This is a genomic window from Rhizobium cerradonense, from assembly GCF_030182455.1.
Classification (GTDB): Bacteria; Pseudomonadota; Alphaproteobacteria; order Rhizobiales; family Rhizobiaceae; genus Rhizobium.
Map to the genome: position 1 here is coordinate 23,753 of NZ_JAQJCK010000001.1, position 16,349 is coordinate 40,101.

At 60.8% G+C, this 16,349-nt stretch carries 16 protein-coding genes; 8 read left to right on the plus strand and 8 right to left on the minus strand.

Annotation, left to right across the window (positions count from 1 at the left end; all coding sequences use genetic code 11):
* Nucleotides 1-18: 18 nt before the first annotated feature.
* Nucleotides 19-1,857 (plus strand): dihydroxy-acid dehydratase, encoded by a 1,839-nt coding sequence (gene ilvD, locus PH547_RS00195; RefSeq protein WP_104822802.1) that lies wholly within the window; start codon nt 19-21, stop codon nt 1,855-1,857.
* A 125-nt stretch (nt 1,858-1,982) separates the two neighbouring features.
* Here the strand turns inward: ilvD and PH547_RS00200 are convergent, their stop codons facing one another.
* The gene (locus PH547_RS00200; protein WP_285167081.1) at nt 1,983-2,330 is read right to left on the minus strand and encodes a lysozyme inhibitor LprI family protein; all 348 of its coding nucleotides are present in this window, start codon (nt 2,328-2,330) and stop codon (nt 1,983-1,985) included.
* Between the two features lie 175 nt (nt 2,331-2,505).
* On the opposite strand from PH547_RS00200, the gene PH547_RS00205 reads away from it, so the two are divergent.
* The gene (locus PH547_RS00205) at nt 2,506-3,909 is read left to right on the plus strand and encodes a DegQ family serine endoprotease (RefSeq protein WP_285167082.1); all 1,404 of its coding nucleotides are present in this window, start codon (nt 2,506-2,508) and stop codon (nt 3,907-3,909) included.
* Entirely contained in the window at nt 3,906-5,222 is a 1,317-nt protein-coding gene (locus tag PH547_RS00210) for a replication-associated recombination protein A (RefSeq protein ID WP_104822804.1), read from the plus strand. The genes PH547_RS00205 and PH547_RS00210 overlap by 4 nt, the downstream gene beginning before the upstream one ends.
* Nucleotides 5,223-5,230: 8 nt before the next feature.
* Here the strand turns inward: PH547_RS00210 and PH547_RS00215 are convergent, their stop codons facing one another.
* The 6 genes from PH547_RS00215 to PH547_RS00240 form a co-directional block, all read right to left on the minus strand.
* Entirely contained in the window at nt 5,231-5,563 is a 333-nt protein-coding gene (locus tag PH547_RS00215) for a DUF1883 domain-containing protein (RefSeq protein ID WP_104822805.1), read from the minus strand.
* A gap of 110 nt (nt 5,564-5,673) precedes the next feature.
* Nucleotides 5,674-5,943 (minus strand): hypothetical protein, encoded by a 270-nt coding sequence (locus PH547_RS00220; RefSeq protein ID WP_260303844.1) that lies wholly within the window; start codon nt 5,941-5,943, stop codon nt 5,674-5,676.
* Between the two features lie 30 nt (nt 5,944-5,973).
* Nucleotides 5,974-6,171 carry a hypothetical protein gene (locus tag PH547_RS00225; protein ID WP_104822806.1) on the minus strand — a complete coding sequence of 66 codons (198 nt, stop codon included), beginning with the start codon at nt 6,169-6,171 and terminating at the stop codon, nt 5,974-5,976.
* A gap of 141 nt (nt 6,172-6,312) precedes the next feature.
* Complete coding sequence (gene dapA / locus PH547_RS00230) at nt 6,313-7,254, minus strand: 4-hydroxy-tetrahydrodipicolinate synthase (RefSeq protein ID WP_104822807.1); 942 nt, start codon at nt 7,252-7,254, stop codon at nt 6,313-6,315.
* 12 nt (nt 7,255-7,266) lie between these two features.
* Nucleotides 7,267-7,494 (minus strand): hypothetical protein, encoded by a 228-nt coding sequence (locus PH547_RS00235; protein WP_104822808.1) that lies wholly within the window; start codon nt 7,492-7,494, stop codon nt 7,267-7,269.
* A 173-nt stretch (nt 7,495-7,667) separates the two neighbouring features.
* Entirely contained in the window at nt 7,668-8,684 is a 1,017-nt protein-coding gene (locus PH547_RS00240) for a ketopantoate reductase family protein (RefSeq protein ID WP_104822809.1), read from the minus strand.
* 313 nt (nt 8,685-8,997) lie between these two features.
* On the opposite strand from PH547_RS00240, the gene PH547_RS00245 reads away from it, so the two are divergent.
* Genes PH547_RS00245 through PH547_RS00260 form a run of 4 tightly spaced genes read left to right on the plus strand, consistent with a single transcriptional unit; the run spans nt 8,998 to nt 13,274 of the window.
* A complete protein-coding gene (locus PH547_RS00245) occupies nt 8,998-10,446 on the plus strand; it encodes a hypothetical protein (protein ID WP_104822810.1) in 1,449 nt (482 codons plus the stop codon).
* Nucleotides 10,424-11,242, plus strand: coding sequence for a hypothetical protein (locus PH547_RS00250; RefSeq protein ID WP_104822811.1), 819 nt, complete (start codon nt 10,424-10,426; stop codon nt 11,240-11,242). Before PH547_RS00245 ends, PH547_RS00250 begins: the two co-directional genes overlap by 23 nt.
* The gene (locus PH547_RS00255) at nt 11,242-12,267 is read left to right on the plus strand and encodes an SNARE domain-containing protein (protein WP_283050121.1); all 1,026 of its coding nucleotides are present in this window, start codon (nt 11,242-11,244) and stop codon (nt 12,265-12,267) included. Before PH547_RS00250 ends, PH547_RS00255 begins: the two co-directional genes overlap by 1 nt.
* Nucleotides 12,261-13,274 (plus strand): OmpA family protein, encoded by a 1,014-nt coding sequence (locus PH547_RS00260; RefSeq protein ID WP_285167085.1) that lies wholly within the window; start codon nt 12,261-12,263, stop codon nt 13,272-13,274. Before PH547_RS00255 ends, PH547_RS00260 begins: the two co-directional genes overlap by 7 nt.
* Nucleotides 13,275-13,298: 24 nt before the next feature.
* On the opposite strand, the gene PH547_RS00265 is transcribed toward PH547_RS00260, so the two are convergent.
* On the minus strand, nt 13,299-14,921 hold the full coding sequence (locus PH547_RS00265; RefSeq protein ID WP_285167086.1) for an ABC-F family ATP-binding cassette domain-containing protein: 1,623 nt from the start codon (nt 14,919-14,921) through the stop codon (nt 13,299-13,301).
* A 421-nt stretch (nt 14,922-15,342) separates the two neighbouring features.
* Here PH547_RS00265 and PH547_RS00270 point away from each other — a divergent pair, with 421 nt between their 5' ends.
* Complete coding sequence (locus PH547_RS00270) at nt 15,343-16,281, plus strand: alpha/beta fold hydrolase (protein WP_285167087.1); 939 nt, start codon at nt 15,343-15,345, stop codon at nt 16,279-16,281.
* Nucleotides 16,282-16,349: the final 68 nt, after the last annotated feature.

The window sequence follows — 16,349 nt, forward strand, 5'->3', positions numbered from 1 at the left end:
GACGACGAGGAAGACACCATGCCAGCTTATCGTTCCAGAACCACGACCCATGGCCGCAATATGGCGGGTGCGCGCGGCCTTTGGCGCGCGACGGGTATGAAGGACAGCGATTTCGGCAAGCCCATCATTGCGGTGGTGAACTCCTTCACCCAGTTCGTGCCGGGCCATGTTCACCTCAAGGATCTCGGCCAGCTCGTCGCGCGCGAAATCGAAGCTGCCGGCGGTGTCGCCAAGGAATTCAACACGATCGCCGTCGATGACGGTATCGCCATGGGCCATGACGGCATGCTCTATTCGCTGCCCTCGCGCGAGCTGATCGCCGACAGCGTCGAATATATGGTCAATGCCCATTGCGCCGACGCCATGGTCTGCATCTCCAATTGCGATAAGATCACCCCCGGCATGCTGATGGCCTCGCTGCGCCTCAACATCCCGACTGTTTTCGTCTCCGGCGGCCCGATGGAAGCCGGCAAGGTGGTCCTGCACGGCAAGAAGCATGCGCTCGATCTGGTCGACGCCATGGTTGCCGCTGCCGATGACAAGATCAGCGACGAGGATGTGCAGGTTATCGAACGCTCGGCCTGTCCGACCTGCGGCTCCTGCTCGGGCATGTTTACCGCCAATTCGATGAACTGCCTGACGGAAGCGCTTGGTTTGTCGCTGCCCGGCAACGGCTCGACGCTCGCCACCCATGCCGACCGCAAGCGCCTCTTCGTCGAAGCCGGCCATTTGATCGTCGATCTCGCCCGCCGCTATTACGAGCAGGAGGATGCTTCCGTCCTGCCGCGCACCGTCGCTTCGAAGCAGGCCTTCGAGAACGCCATGGCGCTCGATATCGCCATGGGCGGCTCCACCAACACGGTTCTGCATATTCTCGCGGCTGCGCATGAAGGCGAAGTCGATTTCACCATGGCCGACATCGATGCTCTGTCTCGACGCGTGCCTTGTCTGTCGAAGGTTGCGCCGGCCAAGAGCGACGTTCACATGGAAGATGTGCACCGAGCCGGCGGCATCATGTCGATCCTCGGCGAACTCGACAAGGGCGGCCTCATCAACCGCGATTGCCCGACCGTTCACGCCGAAACTCTCGGGGACGCCATCGACCGCTGGGACATCACCCGCACCAACAGCGAAAGCGTGCGTGAATTCTTCCGCGCCGCACCGGGCGGCATTCCGACCCAGGTTGCCTTCAGCCAAAACGCCCGTTGGGAAGAACTCGACACCGATCGTCAGAACGGTGTTATCCGCTCCGTTGAGCATCCCTTCTCCAAGGATGGCGGTCTCGCCGTTCTCAAGGGCAATCTGGCGCTGGACGGCTGCATCGTGAAGACGGCCGGCGTCGATGAATCGATCTTGAAATTCTCCGGTCCGGCCAGGGTCTTCGAAAGCCAGGACGCATCCGTCAAGGCCATCCTCAGCAACGAGATCAAGGCCGGCGACGTTGTCGTCATCCGCTATGAAGGCCCGAAGGGCGGCCCCGGCATGCAGGAAATGCTCTATCCGACGAGCTATCTGAAGTCGAAGGGCCTGGGCAAAGCCTGCGCGTTGATCACCGACGGCCGCTTCTCCGGCGGCACCTCTGGCCTCTCCATCGGCCACGTTTCGCCTGAAGCGGCAAACGGCGGCATGATCGGCCTGGTGCGCGAAGGCGACATGATCGATATCGACATCCCGAGCCGTACCATCAGCCTGCGCGTCGACGACAAGGAACTTGCCGCTCGCCGCGAAGCTCAGAACGCCAGCGGTTGGCATCCGGTCGAAGCACGCAAGCGCAATGTCACCACGGCGCTGAAGGCCTATGCTGCTTTCGCAACGAGTGCTGACCGGGGTGCTGTTAGAGATCTCGGCGGGAAGTAATCAAACCCCGTCGCCCGGTCCTGAGCTTGTCGAAGGGATGGAGAGAAGGTGGTTGTAGCGCGGGATCTATCTCGCCCTTGGCGGGTAAGATAGATCCCGCATCGCCACGCTCATCGGCATATGCTTTATAGCGGCCGATTGATCCGCTTATACGTCTCATCCAGCGCTTTCAGCCGCTCGTCATAAGCGCCCTTGATGCAGGCGGCATCCGCGCCACAGGCCTGCCGCTTCTTCAGCCAGGCTGTCTGCTCGTCCTGCAATGTGCCGCGCGAGCCCATGGCCAGCAGGCCGGAGAGCAGGTCGAAGGTCGTCACCATCTTCACGTCGGCATCGTTGAGCGCCCTGTTATCGCAGATCGTCTTCTCGTCCGGCTGAAGGTTCTGCGACTCGCAATTGAAGCTCGCGGTCTGGGATGTGTTGGCCGCGGTGAGAGAGGTAACGAGAAAGATTGCCGCAAGGCTGGTTGATCGCATGCTTTTGCTCCATCTGCCGGTTTCCGAAACGAAATGCGCGATCACGCGTTTTTGTTCACAACGCCTGTTCTTCATGCGCGCAAGCGACCAATTATACTTCATGCTTCCGCCCTCTTTCCTTTCTAGCGTCGGACGCTACAACGTTGTTTCAAGAGCATTAAAGAAGGAAAATTCCATGCAGGTCCTGCTGAAGCGCACCGCCGTTTCGATGATCGCCCTCATCATGACGATGCCGCTTTCCGCCCAGGCGCAGACTGCGAAGTCTGTGCCGCAGAGCCAGATGCAAATGCAGCTTTCGTTTGCGCCGCTTGTCAAGCAGACGGCCGGCGCCGTGGTCAATGTCTATGCCGAGCGGATGGTGCAGCGGCAGTCGCCCTTTGCCGGCGATCCCTTCTTCGAACAGTTCTTCGGCCAGCGCATGCCGAATCGCACCGAGAAGCAGTCTTCGCTCGGGTCCGGCGTGATCGTCGAGGCGAATGGCACGGTCATCACCAACAATCACGTCGTCGACGGCGCTGACGATATCAAGATCGCGCTGTCGGACGGCCGCGAATTTCCCTGCGACGTCGTGCTGAAGGATGATCGGGTCGATCTCGCCGTTCTGAAGATCAAATCCAAGAACCAGAACTTCCCCGTCCTGCCGATCGGCAATTCCGATGCCGTCGAAGTGGGCGATCTCGTGCTGGCGATCGGCAATCCCTTCGGCGTTGGCCAGACGGTGACGAGCGGCATCGTGTCGGCGCTCGCCCGCAATCAGGTAAAGAACGAAGTCGGGTTCTTTATCCAGACTGATGCCTCGATCAATCCCGGCAATTCCGGCGGCGCTTTGACGAACATGACGGGCGAGCTGATCGGCCTCAACACGGCCATCTTTTCCCAGGGCGGCGGCTCGAATGGCATCGGCTTTGCCATCCCCGCCAACCTGGTCAAGGTTTTCCTCGCAGCCGCCGATCGTGGCGACAAGACCTTCGATCGCCCCTATATCGGCGCTTCCTTCGAACCGGTGACGTCAGACGTTGCCGAAGCGCTCGGGCTGGACAAGGTGCGCGGTGCGCTGGTGACCAAGGTGGTCGATGGTGGGCCTGCAGCGAAGGCTGGCCTGAAGGCCGGCGAGGTCGTCACGGCCATCAACAATATCCCGGTCGAGCATCCGGACGCGCTTGGCTATCGCCTGACGACGGCCGGCCTCGGCGCCACCGTTGCTTTGACCGTTCTCGACAATGGCAAAGAGCATCAGGAGAGCATGACGCTTGCCGCGGCACCGGAATCCACGCCGCGGAACGAGAAGCTGATCCAGGGCAACAATCCCTTCTCGGGTGCGACCGTCGCCAACCTCTCGCCGCGCGTCGCCGATGAACTGCACCTGCCGGCGGATACGAACGGTGTCGTCGTCGAGAACCTGAAGGCGGATTCGCCGGCCGAGCGCCTTGGCTTTGCGCCGAAGGATATCGTCGTTTCCGTCAATGGCGTCGCGATCACCTCGACGGACGTGCTGCAGCAGGCCGTTACTGGCAGTCCGAGCTTCTGGCGCGTCGAAATCGAGCGTGACGGCCAACGCATCCGGCAGTTCTTCCGATGAGTGACGATCTGTTTGCACCAAGGATACCGGAGGAGGTCGCCAAGAGGCGGCCTCTTGCCGATCGTCTGCGGCCGCAAACCTTGGCCGATGTCACCGGCCAGCCACATCTGACGGGCGAGGACGGCGCGCTGCGGCGGATGATCGACTCCGGCTCGCTCGGCTCGATGATCTTCTGGGGGCCGCCCGGCACCGGCAAGACGACGGTGGCGCGGCTGCTATCGGGCGAGGCGGGCCTTGCCTTCGAGCAGATATCGGCAATCTTCTCCGGCGTTGCCGATCTGAAGAAGGTGTTCGAAACCGCGCGTCTGCGCCGCATGGATGGCCGCCAGACGCTGCTCTTCGTCGACGAGATCCATCGCTTCAACCGCGCCCAGCAGGATAGCTTCCTGCCCGTCATGGAGGACGGTACCGTCATTCTGGTCGGCGCGACCACCGAGAACCCGTCTTTCGAGCTGAATGCCGCTCTCCTGTCCCGCGCGCGCGTCCTGACATTTCGCCCGCATGACGAGGAAAGCCTGGAGGAGTTGCTGCGCCGCGCCGAGACGGCGGAGGGCCGGCCGCTGCCCTTGACCGAGGATGCTCGCGCCAGCCTCATCCGCATGGCCGATGGCGATGGCCGCTCCGTGCTGACGCTCGCCGAAGAAGTCTGGCGCGCCGCGCGCAAGGACGAGCTCTTCGATCCCGATGCGCTGGTCAAAATCGTGCAGCGCCGTGCGCCGGTCTACGACAAGGCGCAGGACGGCCACTACAATCTGATTTCGGCTCTGCATAAGTCGGTGCGCGGCTCTGACCCCGACGCGGCGCTCTACTATCTCGCTCGCATGTTCGATGCCGGCGAAGACCCGCTATATCTTGGAAGGCGGCTGGTGCGCATGGCGGTGGAGGATATCGGCCTTGCCGATCCGCAGGCGCTGGTCATCTGCAACGCTGCCAAGGACGCCTATGACTATCTGGGGTCGCCGGAAGGTGAATTGGCGCTGGCGGAAGCCTGCGTCTATCTCGCCACCGCCCCGAAGTCGAACGCCGTCTATACCGCCTTCAAGGCTGCCACACAGGCTGCCAAGCAGAACGGCTCGCTGCTGCCGCCCAAGCATATCCTCAATGCGCCGACGAAGCTGATGCGCACGGAGGGTTACGGCGACGGTTATCGCTATGATCACGACGAGCCCGATGCTTTTTCAGGCCAGAATTATTTTCCGGAGAAAATGGGCCGTCAGACCTTCTATGATCCGCCCGAGCGTGGTTTCGAGCGCGAAATCCGCAAGCGGCTGGATTGGTGGGCAAAGCTGCGCAAGGAGCGTGGTGAAGAGTAGATCCGATATCACCGAGCGGTGATGTTTTCCGAGGCGGCCTTCTGTATGCGCGGCGCGGGGGCCTTGTCGATCATCTTGACGCTCGATTCCGCCATGCCGTTATGGCCTTCCATATCGACCACCAGATGCCAATGGCCCGACTCGGGAATGGACAGCCGGATGGGCGATTTCTTGGCGACGCCGCCAAGGAACTGGTGCTTCAGAGTTTCCGTAAAGCGCTCGAAATTCGAGCTGTTCATCAACCGGACATTGGCGATGGCCGACAGCGTGATTTCGATCACGGTTCCGGCGCGCTGCTCGTTGAGATCATAGTGGCTGTAACGGAAGGCAGGCTTCGACATTGCTCTTTTACTCTGGTGACACCCGGCCGATATTCTACCCAAGCGTGGGTTAAGGAAGCGTTGGGCCGGGTGCATCTGGGACGGTCGAAGGCTGTTCGAATTGCTACGCCTTAATGCAGGTTTGGAAATGGCGTTGCGAAGCCGTCGAGATCGAGCACCGAGCCTTCGGGTGCGAGGCAGATATCGGCGGGATTATGATTGCACTCTTCGGCGGCAAAGTGCACTGCGGCCGCTTCGTTGGTGAAGAGCCCGCCGACGAGACCTTGCCGGTCCTGGACGATCCAGGCGCCGCGCCGGTCGCGGCCGACTGTGAAGCGGGCGGGGGCCGGCGAGGCTGCGATGTGAGCCGAGCGGCGTTGAATATGCTGTGTGTCTGCCATGTGTTTTCCCTCGTAGATGGCTTCGTGTGCTCAATTGCCGGCCCAGTGCACCAGCATCTGGATGATGGCAGCGGCGAAGAAGACGAACGCCAGGCGCGGCGCGATGGCGCGCAGGCCGTTTAGCAGCGCATGCGAAGGGGTCGGACGCTTGGCGCCTCCGAGGGCAGCGGTACGAGGGCGTTGGAGCGGGTCGGCAGCAGTGCCGTATTGCATGTAGCGTGACATCATAGTTCCTTTCCAAGTGTCACTGGCGCTACGGTCGATTTTGAACGACGCAAGCGCCATGCAAATAAACTATGAGTGATCGGGTATGATTTCCATTTGGCAGGAAAGGCTAAAATATAAAAATCTCATAGGGATAGAGCGTTTTTATAATCCCAGGCGGAAAGTCAGCGGCGAGGGCGCGTGTCTATGGCAGCCAGCTTGAAGTAACGCCATCGTCGCCTGGATCACCGTATCCGTCTCGGTCTCGACGCCGGTTAGCGGCAGGCGCACGTCCGGGCTCATGTGCCGCATCAGAGAAAGGGCATGCTTTACCGTCGCCGGTTCGGGTTCGCGCGCAAGCGCCTTGAACAACAACCGAAGCCGATCGTCGATCAGCCGTGCCGCCGCCATATGGTCGCATCCGGCCGATAGCTGCATGGAATGGAAAAGCCGCGGCGCGATGTTGGCGGCGCTTGAAAACGAACCGCGTCCGCCGGCCATGGTGAAGGCGAGGGCGCTCGCATCATGGGCCGAATAGAGCGCGATCCTTTCCGGCAGCAAAGCACGCCATGCGCCGACGCGGGCGACGTCGCCGCTGCCGTCGGCAATGCCGATGATGGTCGGGATTTCCGCCAGCCGCGCGATTGTCGCCGGCATCAGGTCGATGGCGGTATGGGCAGGCAGGTTATGGATGATCAGCGGCAGATCGGTGCTGCCCGCCAACTGCTCGAAGTGATGGACTACGCCCTTCTGGCTTGGCTTGGAATAATAGGGAAGAGTGACGAAAGCGGCGTCGGCGCCGAGTTTCTGGGCTTGCCGCGTCTCCTTGATCGTCGCCGCCGTGTCATTGGTACCGGTGGCGACGATGACGGGGACCTTGCCCTCCGCCAGCTCGACGCAGATCTCGATGATCCGCACCCGCTCTGCTTCGGTTAGCGCAGGTCCTTCACCGGTCAAAGAGCAGGCAAGCAAACCGTCGATGCCGCTTAGCAATTGCCATTCCACATGCGCCATCAGGCCGACGGTATCGATCGCACCGCCGCGAAATGGCGTGACGAGTGCCGTGATCGCGCCGCCGATGCGCCTTTGCAAGGCCGGTCTCATCATCTCTTTGGCCGCTCAGAGAGCATGCAGCACGATGAAAAGCTCGAGGCCGCTTAGCAATAGCCCGAAGGCGAACATCGCATAGAAAGTGCGCCTTTCGCGAACCTGCCGGTTGCGAAGCCGCCGCTTCGGTTGGGCTTTGCCGACGGGGGCAGAAGCAGTGATGGGATGGCGTCTTTCGCGGCTGTCGCGCACAAGAGAACGGATGGCCTCGGTGAGATTGGGGGAATGTGTATCGAGCATAGCGTCTACCTCTGCATTCGATCCCGAGGGTAGCGCCGAGCGGCATAGGAAATCCATTCGAGGCAGAAGGCGAAGATATAGGCGAGATATAAAGACGCTGACGTGGTGCGAACCGCGCCACCGTTCTAAATGGCGGGAGCAATGCACCGAACCGCGCGGAGGGAGTGGCAGGCTTATCCCGCCGCCCGCAAGTTCTGCCGCTCCAACTCCGTCACCAGCGCCAGGATTGTCGCCGAGGTCGGCGTCGCGACACCGGTGAGCTTGCCAAGCGAGACGACCATGCCGACCAGCGGCGTGATTTCCAGCGCCTTGCCGGCCAGTAGATCCTGCAACATAGACGTGCGTACCGGGCCGATCTGGCGGGAGCGTTCGAGACGTTCTTCGACGGAAATCGCCAGACGCGCACCCAGGGCTTCCGCAACCGCCTGCACCTCGTTCATCACCTGGCCGACCATGACCGACAGAGCCGGATTGCCCATGATGTCGGACATCAGCGCCCGTGTCAGGGCGCTGATCGGATTGAAGGCGGCATTGCCCATCAGCTTGCTCCAGATCTCGTCGCGAATGCGCGGCGAGACCGAGGCATTGATCCCGCCTTGCTTCAAGAGAGCTGCGATCGCTTCGATGTCGCCAGTCGCCTCGCCAGAGGGCTCTCCGAGAACGAAATGGCCGTTGTTGCTGAGCTTGATCTCGCCGGGATTGATGACCTCGGCGCCTTGATAGGCGACGCAGCCGATAACGCGCTCAGGCCCGATCAACCGCCAGAGATCGCCATTCGGATCGAGCTCCTCCATCTGCCGCTCGGCATGACCGCTTAGCCGATCCCGATGAAAATACCACCAGGGTATGCCGTTCAGGACCATTACGACGCGCGTCCCGGCATGCAGGAGCCTGGCAAGTCCAGGGGCTGCCGCGCCGAGCTGGTGGCCCTTCAGCCCCGTTATCACCAGGTCCTGTGGCGGCAGTTCCGCCGGATCGTCGGTTGCGGTCACCTGTGCCACGAGCGGGCTCTCTGCCTGGGCCTCCCAGACCCGCAAGCCATCCGCACGAATGCCTTCCAAATGCCCGCCGCGCGCCACGACAGAAACAGTTGCCTGCCCCCTCAATCCCAAAGCCAGTTTCGCCGCAATTGCACCGCCGAGCGCACCTGCGCCATAGACGCAGATAGTTTTGAGGGAAGGGGATGCCATGGCCTTGATCTCCGGGGCTATACCGATCGGAGCAAGTTAGGTCACCGCCATGATTTGGCGAGCTGTTTATTGAGGTAATCGCAATTCTGCGGCCTTGAACCGCAGCTCAGCCGGCAAAGAGCCAACCTGGATCAGCCCAATACCATATCCTGATGAAACCAATATCGTCTTCAAGCCCGGCATTGTCTGTTCGGGCTATTCTTTACCACAATCGCATTTTAACGTCGGCGGGAATGCTGGACCAGAAACAACCAGTGCGGTATCGGTTTGTCGGTGGTCCTTTTAAAGTTGATCATGTCGCCGAGGAAGATCATTGCGTTTCGAAGCCTTAAACCGCATCTGGGAGACTGCTCGGGAGACCAGCCATGATTTTCGGGCCTCTACCGATGTGTTTCCCGTTGTCGATGTCGAGAAGCTGGGCACGACGCTTAGCCTGAAGGAGCAGGGCGCGGCCAACGGCAGTCTCAACCGGCCGGGGCAAAGCGCTCAGTCCCTCGATGAAACCGAGCAGCGTATCATCGCTTGGGTCGAGGCGGAGAAGAAAAGCTCTTATCAGGTCCTCGAAGATCAGTTCCAGACCTTCGACAGCCGCTTGCGCAATCTCGATTTCGAAGGCCAATTCGGACTGATCCGGCAGGCGAATGCGTCCAGCGTTTCAGATTTCAAGGCGGAGGTCGCAAGCGGCGTCGACGAGCTGCATGGCCTGCGCCGCAATTTGAAGACTGCCGAGGACGAGATGGTGGACTTCAAGTCCCGGCACAGGCTGCAGCGCGCGGCGAAGGTCTCCAGCAAGGCGGCCTGGGGCTTCAAGGTCGCGCTGATCGTCTTCCTCGTCCTCATCGAGATGGTGATGAACGGCAGCTTCCTCGCCAAGGGAAGCGAGCAGGGGATTGTCGGCGGCGTCACGGAAGCGGCCGCCTTCGCCTTTGTGAACATCGGCTCGGCACTGATGTTTTCCTTCTTCTGCGTTCGCTTCCTCGTGCATCGTTCGTTTTTCCTGAAGCTGCTCGGTCTGTTTGGCCTAGTCGCCTATGTCGCCGTAGCGCTCGCGATCAACATCGCACTGGCGCATTACCGCGAAGTGTCGGCAACCATTCTGACCGGTGCCGGAGCCGAGGTAATGCAACGGCTGAAGGCCGCGCCGCTGGGTCTGCAGGAGCTGAATTCCTGGATGCTGTTTGCCGTCGGCCTGATGTTCTCGCTCTTCGCCTTCATAGACGGCTGTTACCTGACAGATCCCTATCCAGGCTTTGCCGGCGTGCAGAAACGCCTCGATGCGGCGAGAAGTAACTACATCGACCGCAAGCTCGATCTGATCGACGATCTTCGGGATATCCGCGATGAACACAATGGCAAGATCGAAGAGATCATCCGCGATCTCAGCATGCGCCGGCAGGAGACCGCCGCCATCATCGCCCATCGCGCCCGAACGGCCGGCCTCTTCATCGAACATCAAAATCATCTCGAGCGCACCGCCAACACGCTTCTGACCGTCTATCGCGAGGCCAACCGAGGCACGCGCACGGAGCCGGAGCCGGCCTATTTCTCATCCGGCTATCAGCTTGAGCGCCTGATGCCCGTTCTGCAGACCGGAGAGGAATGGGACGACAAAGTGCTTGGCGAGCGCATTCAGAGCGCGCAGGCCGAGCTGACCCAGCAGATCAAGCGAATCGGCGACGAATTCGAAAGCGCCATCGAGAAATACCACAAGCTCGATAATCTTTTCCCGGAGAGCATCATTGGCACGACGCAAGCGGCGTAGCCGAGGTGGCAGCTCGGCCGGTCTTATCATGGCGACGGTTTGCCTCGCCGTTCTGTCCCTCGGTATTGTCGGCGCCTATGGCTGGCTGCGCTACAAGGCGAGCGGCAATGTCGCGGTCGACCAGGCTTCGCTCTGCCCGGTGGATGGACCGAAGGCGGAAACGGCGATCCTGCTCGACGTCACCGATCCGATCTCGGACACGACGGCGCTCGACCTGCGCAATCAGTTCCAGAAGATCGTGGCCGATGTGCCCGTCGGCGGCGCAATCGACATTTATGCGCTGACGGAGAAGGAGGGCGAGCTTATCCAGACCTTCCATGGCTGCAACCCTGGAAGCGGCGCCAATGTCGACGAGTGGACCAGCAATCCGCGCCTGGCGCAGGCGCGTTGGGAAAAAGGCTTCGCAAAGCCGCTTGCCGATATCGCCGGCAAGCTGAGCGTCGGCGAGGCCGGCAAGCAATCGCCGATCATGGCCGGCATCCAGAAGATCAATCTGGAGGTCTTTGCGAGCGCTGCCGGCGGCATTCCGAAACATCTCTACATCGCCTCCGACATGATCGAGCATACCGACGCCTTCTCGAACTATCGCGACGGCGCCTCCTACCAGAAATTCCAGCAGAGCCCCGCGCGGAATAAATTCCGGACGTCACTGGATGGTGTCATGATCAAGATCCTCGCCTTTCAAAGGCCGAACATGAAGTTCAGTATGGAGGATCTGGCAAATTTCTGGGCGCAGTGGATCAAGGGCAATAATGGCGATTTCGACGGCTTCATCCGATTGGAGGGGATACGCTGATGGCCGATGTTGAGGCGAGGCTAGCCATGCGCGACTACGGGCCGATGGTCCTCTTCGCGCTGGTCACCGTCGGCGGCATGATCTTCATCTGGACGTCCAAGCTTCTGGGCTGGCCGCTGCCGATCGTCACCGGCGTGCCGCTGCTGTTGATGGCGGTCTATTTCGTGGTCTCGCTGGCTTTCGCCGGATTTCGCCTGCACAACGAGCAGGCGGGCGACAATCTCTACTACATGGGATTTCTGTTCACCCTGTCGAGCCTCGGCGTATCGCTCTACCTCTTTGCCGGCGAGACCTCGATCGAGACGATCGTCCGCAATTTCGGTATCGCCGTCACCTCGACCATCGCCGGCGTGACGCTGCGTATTCTCTTCAACCAAATGCGGCGCGATCCGATCGACATAGAGCGCAGCGTCCGCCACGAACTGGCCGAAATGACGCGGCGCGTGCGCACGGAGCTGGATTCGTCGTCGCGTGAATTTTCTCACTACCGGCGTGTCAGCAATCAGATGCTGTCGGAAGGTTTCGAAGAGATCGCGCGCCAGGCGGAACGCAACGGCGAGGAAATTCAGAAGATCCTGGAGGTCCTGGCGAAGCAGGCGGTCAAACCCATCAACGAGGCGGCGGCGCAACTGACGGAAACGACGTCGCAACTCTCCGAGATCATCGACAAATTCGGCACGGCGGTCGAAACCGTCGGCAAGAAACTTGAGGAAATCCACTCGCCTGAGGATGTCGTCCGCGCCCAGTTGGCGCCGGCGATCGCTGCCATCAAGGAGATGGCCGAGGCGCAACTGCAGCCACTGAAGAATATCGAACAGACGCTGAGCCGCATGGCGGATATGCCGGGCCGATCGCTGCCGCCTGAGCCCGAACCGCTCGATCTGCAGGCGGAAAAACCGTCAGATCACCCGGTTGCATCCGTGGGCCATGAAGTGCTCTCCGAGCCTGTCACGGTCCTCTCGGCCAATGAAAACGAACCGCCGGCCGATAAGGTGCGACGCAAACGCCGGTGGTATCTATGGTGATGCGCGTCTCGGACACCACGCCGAAGCTGGAACATAAGGGCTATAATCGTGGCCTCATCCTCGGCCTGACCATGGCCGAATCCATGCTGCTGCTGGTCTTCTGCCTGCTTCTGGTGGCAGCGGCGATGATTTCGGCGGAGAGGAATCATCGCTACGAGACCGAGCGGAAACTGAAAGACGCCGAGCAACGGCTTGTACTCCTGGAAAAGAAGCAATCCGAGCAGGCAGCGCGCATCGTGCAACTGCAATCGAAGCTGATTTCCGGCGACCTCTCGGCGGCGGACCGCGCAACGCTGGAAAAGGAATGGCGCGAACTGGTGGTGGCGCGCGACACGCTGGACCGCATGGGCGCTGATGGCACGAAGCCGGAGGATTTGCAGGAGCTTGCCAAACTCGCGGAAGTGCTGAAGCAGCATGGCGTCGATCTTTCCAAGGCGCCCGACGAGGTAGCCAAGCTTTTGGCAGGCGAGCGTGCCGGAAAGGGCGCCCATGATTGGCCGCCGATCATCAATCTCGACGACGCCAAGAAGAACTATTTCCAGTCGGGCAGCGCCGAATTGACCAAGACTTTTGAACGGATGCTCGACACCACGATCTCGAATGAGATTGCCAGCAACTTGAGCCTCTATGACGCCGACATTGTCGAGGTGATCGGCCACACGGACGAGCAGCGGGTATCGCGGGGAAGCTCGAATCTCGACGATACGCTGATCGGGGCGATGGATGGCAAATTGCCGATATCGGCGGTCGAGCCGGCGGACAATGCCGGGCTGGGACTTGCGCGCGCCATCGCTGTGGCCAATGTCCTCAAGGCCAATCCGAAGCTGAAGAACGTCACCATCCTGCCGATGTCGGCCGCGCAACTGATCCTGCCCGGCGATACGATCACGGCAGGGCAGGCGGGTTCCGTGGAATCCCGCCGGCGCATCGAAATCCGGGTACGTGGCAGGACCACGCCCGTTGCTGTGATCAATGACGCAACGGCGGTCCCCATCAGCATACGCTAGCTACGTTTCCCAGCCAGACGCGGCTTAACTCCGCAGGCCCGGAGCCTCATGGCCCGTGCGCGCCACATATTCGGTGTAGCCGCCGCCATATTGGTGAATGCCCTCGGGCGTCAATTCCAGCACGCGGTTGGACAAAGCGGCCAGGAAATGCCGGTCGTGCGAGACGAACAGCATGGTGCCTTCATATTGCGACAGGGCCTGGATCAGCATTTCCTTCGTATCGAGGTCCAGATGGTTCGTGGGCTCGTCCAGCACGAGGAAATTCGGCGGGTCGAAGAGCATCATGGCCATGACAAGCCGCGCCTTTTCGCCGCCCGACAATACTCGGCACTTCTTCTCGACATCATCGCCGGAGAAACCGAAGCATCCCGCCAGCGCGCGCAAGGAGCCCTGTCCCGCCTGCGGGAACTCGTGTTCGAGCTGTTGGAAGACGGTGCGTTCGCCGTCCAGCAAGTCCATGGCATGCTGGGCGAAATATCCCATCTTCACACTGGCACCCCGCGCGACGCTGCCTTCGTCCGGCTGCGTCGAGCCGGCCACCAGCTTCAGTAGGGTAGATTTACCCGCGCCGTTGATGCCCATGATGCACCAGCGCTCCCTGCGCCGCACCATGAAGTCCAGTCCTTCATAGATGACGCGACTGCCGTACTTCTTGTTAACGCTCTTCAGGTTGACCACGTCTTCGCCAGAGCGCGGTGCCGGCTGGAATTCGAAGGCGACGGTCTGACGCCGTTTCGGCGGTTCCACCCGATCGATCTTCTCCAGCTTCTTGACGCGGCTCTGCACCTGCGAGGCATGCGAGGCGCGCGCCTTGAAGCGTTCGATGAATTTGATTTCCTTGGCAAGCATCGCCTGCTGGCGCTCGAACTGGGCCTGCTGCTGCTTTTCGTTCTGCGCCCGCTGCTGTTCGTAGAATGCGTAGTCGCCCGAATAGCTGCTCAGTGAGCCGGCGTCGATCTCGATGATCTTGGTGACGATGCGGTTCATGAACTCGCGATCGTGCGAGGTCATCAGCAAAGCGCCCTCGTAGCCCTTCAGGAATTCTTCCAGCCAGATGAGGCTTTCCAGATCCAGATGGTTGCTCGGCTCGTCGAGAAGCATGACATCGGGGCGCATCAGGAGAATGCGGGCGAGCGCCACGCGCATCTTCCAGCCACCCGACAGCGCGCCGACGTCGCCGTCCATCATTTCCTGGCTGAAGCTCAGGCCCGCCAGGACTTCGCGGGCGCGTCCTTCGAGCGCATAGCCGTCCAGCTCCTCGTAGCGTGCCTGCACTTCGCCATAGCGCTCGATGATCTCGTCCATCTTGTCGGCCTGGTCCGGATCGACCATGGCGGCTTCCAGCTCGCGCAGCTCGGCGGCAACCGCACTGACGGGGCCTGCGCCTTCCATCACTTCGGAGACGGCACTGCGGCCCGCCATTTCGCCAACGTCCTGATTGAAGTAGCCGATGGTGACGCCCTTATCGACGGAAACCTGCCCCTCATCGGGCAGCTCCTGTCCCGTGATCATCCGGAAAAGCGTCGTCTTGCCGGCCCCATTGGGACCGACGAGCCCGACGCTTTCACCCCTGTTGAGCGCCGCGGACGCCTCGATGAAGAGGATGCGATGGCTGTTCTGCTTGCTGATATTCTCGATACGAATCATGTCTACGCGAGGCCCGAAGAAAGTTTTGGCGCCTTATGCCACGGGTCGTGCGCTCTGTCGCAGCTTTTTGGGAAGGAGAATGATATCCGTTGCAGATCGGTGTTCATGGCTGGCGATTTCTGAGGTCCGGAGCAGCCATTCACAGGTGCTTGATCGAAGGGCCGGCCGTCTTCAGGCCGACGAAAAGTCGAGATAGTCGATCGTGCAATTTCCTCAGCCGAGTTTTTGCAAATGGACATTCTGGGAAGCACCCGCGCTAGGGCCTGTATCCTACTGTCAATGGCAGCATTGTTTGCAACCGGCATATCGAGTGAGGCATTGGCCTGCCAACGCAGCCTCTCAACATGCGCGGCTCCATGAACCGGTCAAGCAGGTCGCGGATCAACGCCTGCTGATCGATACAGCGGAGGGGAAAGGGGAAATGCCCCTCTACGCGGATCATGCGATTGATGCGGCAGCACCCGACGTGACGAAAGTGCTGATCGTGATCCACGGCACGCTTCGAAACGCCGATGCCTACTATGCCGCCGGCCAGAGGCTGCTCGCAAAAGCAGGTGATTTGGCGAAGGGAACCATGGTTGTCGCACCTCAGTTCCTGATAAGATCCGATGCCAAAGCTTTCTCGCTGTCCGCCCAGACCCTGGCCTGGACGCAGAGCGGCTGGAAGAGCGGTGAGCCGGCACGCCAAGCCGCGCCGATTAGCTCCTTTGCTGCGCTCGACGGCCTGCTTCAGCATTTTGCGGATCGCCGCCTGTACCCTTCACTGAAGACTGTCGTCGTGATGGGGCATTCGGCCGGAGCTCAACTGGTACAGCGCTATGCGGTGGTCGGACGGGAGGCGGAAACCTTGGCGAGCGACGGCGTCTCCGTTCGCTACCTGGTCGCCAATCCATCGAGCTATTTGTATTTCGACAACGAGCGGCCGGCCGCATCGGATCAATCCGGCGGTTTGGCTTCATGCCCGAAGGCGACGCAATGGCGATATGGGCTGACATCCGCACCGTCTTATGTGTCCTCGCAAAATCCCAGGGATATGGAGGCCGCATATGCCGCGCGGAACGTTATCTACCTGCTGGGTGAGGCCGACACCAACCCGTACAGCCATTTCATCGACCGCTCCTGCGCCGCGATGGCGCAAGGCCCTTACCGGCTTGCACGCGGGCTGACCTATTTCGACTATATGGAAAAGCGGCATCCGTCCGACCTCAACCAGAAGGTCGTAGAGGTGCCCGGCGTCGGACATGACGAGGAAGCGATGTTCACATCGGATTGCGGCATCGCGGTATTGTTCGATCGACCGATGCCGCCATCTTGCCCGGTCATCGACGGGACGGCAAAAGGATCGGGAGCGTTACCGTAACTCCTCTTCTTGGATTATCGATTTCCCCTCGGAATGGATCTAATTCAGTCGAATTAAAAGCCCCGAAA

Coding starts and splice junctions, on each gene's coding strand:
- ilvD (WP_104822802.1), top strand. CDS start 19: ATGCCAGCTTATCGTTCCAGAACCACGACCCATGGCCGCAATATGGCG.
- PH547_RS00210 (WP_104822804.1), top strand. CDS start 3,906: ATGAGTGACGATCTGTTTGCACCAAGGATACCGGAGGAGGTCGCCAAG.
- PH547_RS00200 (WP_285167081.1), bottom strand. CDS start 2,330: ATGCGATCAACCAGCCTTGCGGCAATCTTTCTCGTTACCTCTCTCACC.
- PH547_RS00235 (WP_104822808.1), bottom strand. CDS start 7,494: ATGCTCGATACACATTCCCCCAATCTCACCGAGGCCATCCGTTCTCTT.
- PH547_RS00205 (WP_285167082.1), top strand. CDS start 2,506: ATGCAGGTCCTGCTGAAGCGCACCGCCGTTTCGATGATCGCCCTCATC.
- PH547_RS00260 (WP_285167085.1), top strand. CDS start 12,261: ATGGTGATGCGCGTCTCGGACACCACGCCGAAGCTGGAACATAAGGGC.
- dapA (WP_104822807.1), bottom strand. CDS start 7,254: ATGATGAGACCGGCCTTGCAAAGGCGCATCGGCGGCGCGATCACGGCA.
- PH547_RS00265 (WP_285167086.1), bottom strand. CDS start 14,921: ATGATTCGTATCGAGAATATCAGCAAGCAGAACAGCCATCGCATCCTC.
- PH547_RS00220 (WP_260303844.1), bottom strand. CDS start 5,943: ATGGCAGACACACAGCATATTCAACGCCGCTCGGCTCACATCGCAGCC.
- PH547_RS00240 (WP_104822809.1), bottom strand. CDS start 8,684: ATGGCATCCCCTTCCCTCAAAACTATCTGCGTCTATGGCGCAGGTGCG.
- PH547_RS00225 (WP_104822806.1), bottom strand. CDS start 6,171: ATGATGTCACGCTACATGCAATACGGCACTGCTGCCGACCCGCTCCAA.
- PH547_RS00270 (WP_285167087.1), top strand. CDS start 15,343: ATGCCCCTCTACGCGGATCATGCGATTGATGCGGCAGCACCCGACGTG.
- PH547_RS00255 (WP_283050121.1), top strand. CDS start 11,242: ATGGCCGATGTTGAGGCGAGGCTAGCCATGCGCGACTACGGGCCGATG.
- PH547_RS00215 (WP_104822805.1), bottom strand. CDS start 5,563: ATGTCGAAGCCTGCCTTCCGTTACAGCCACTATGATCTCAACGAGCAG.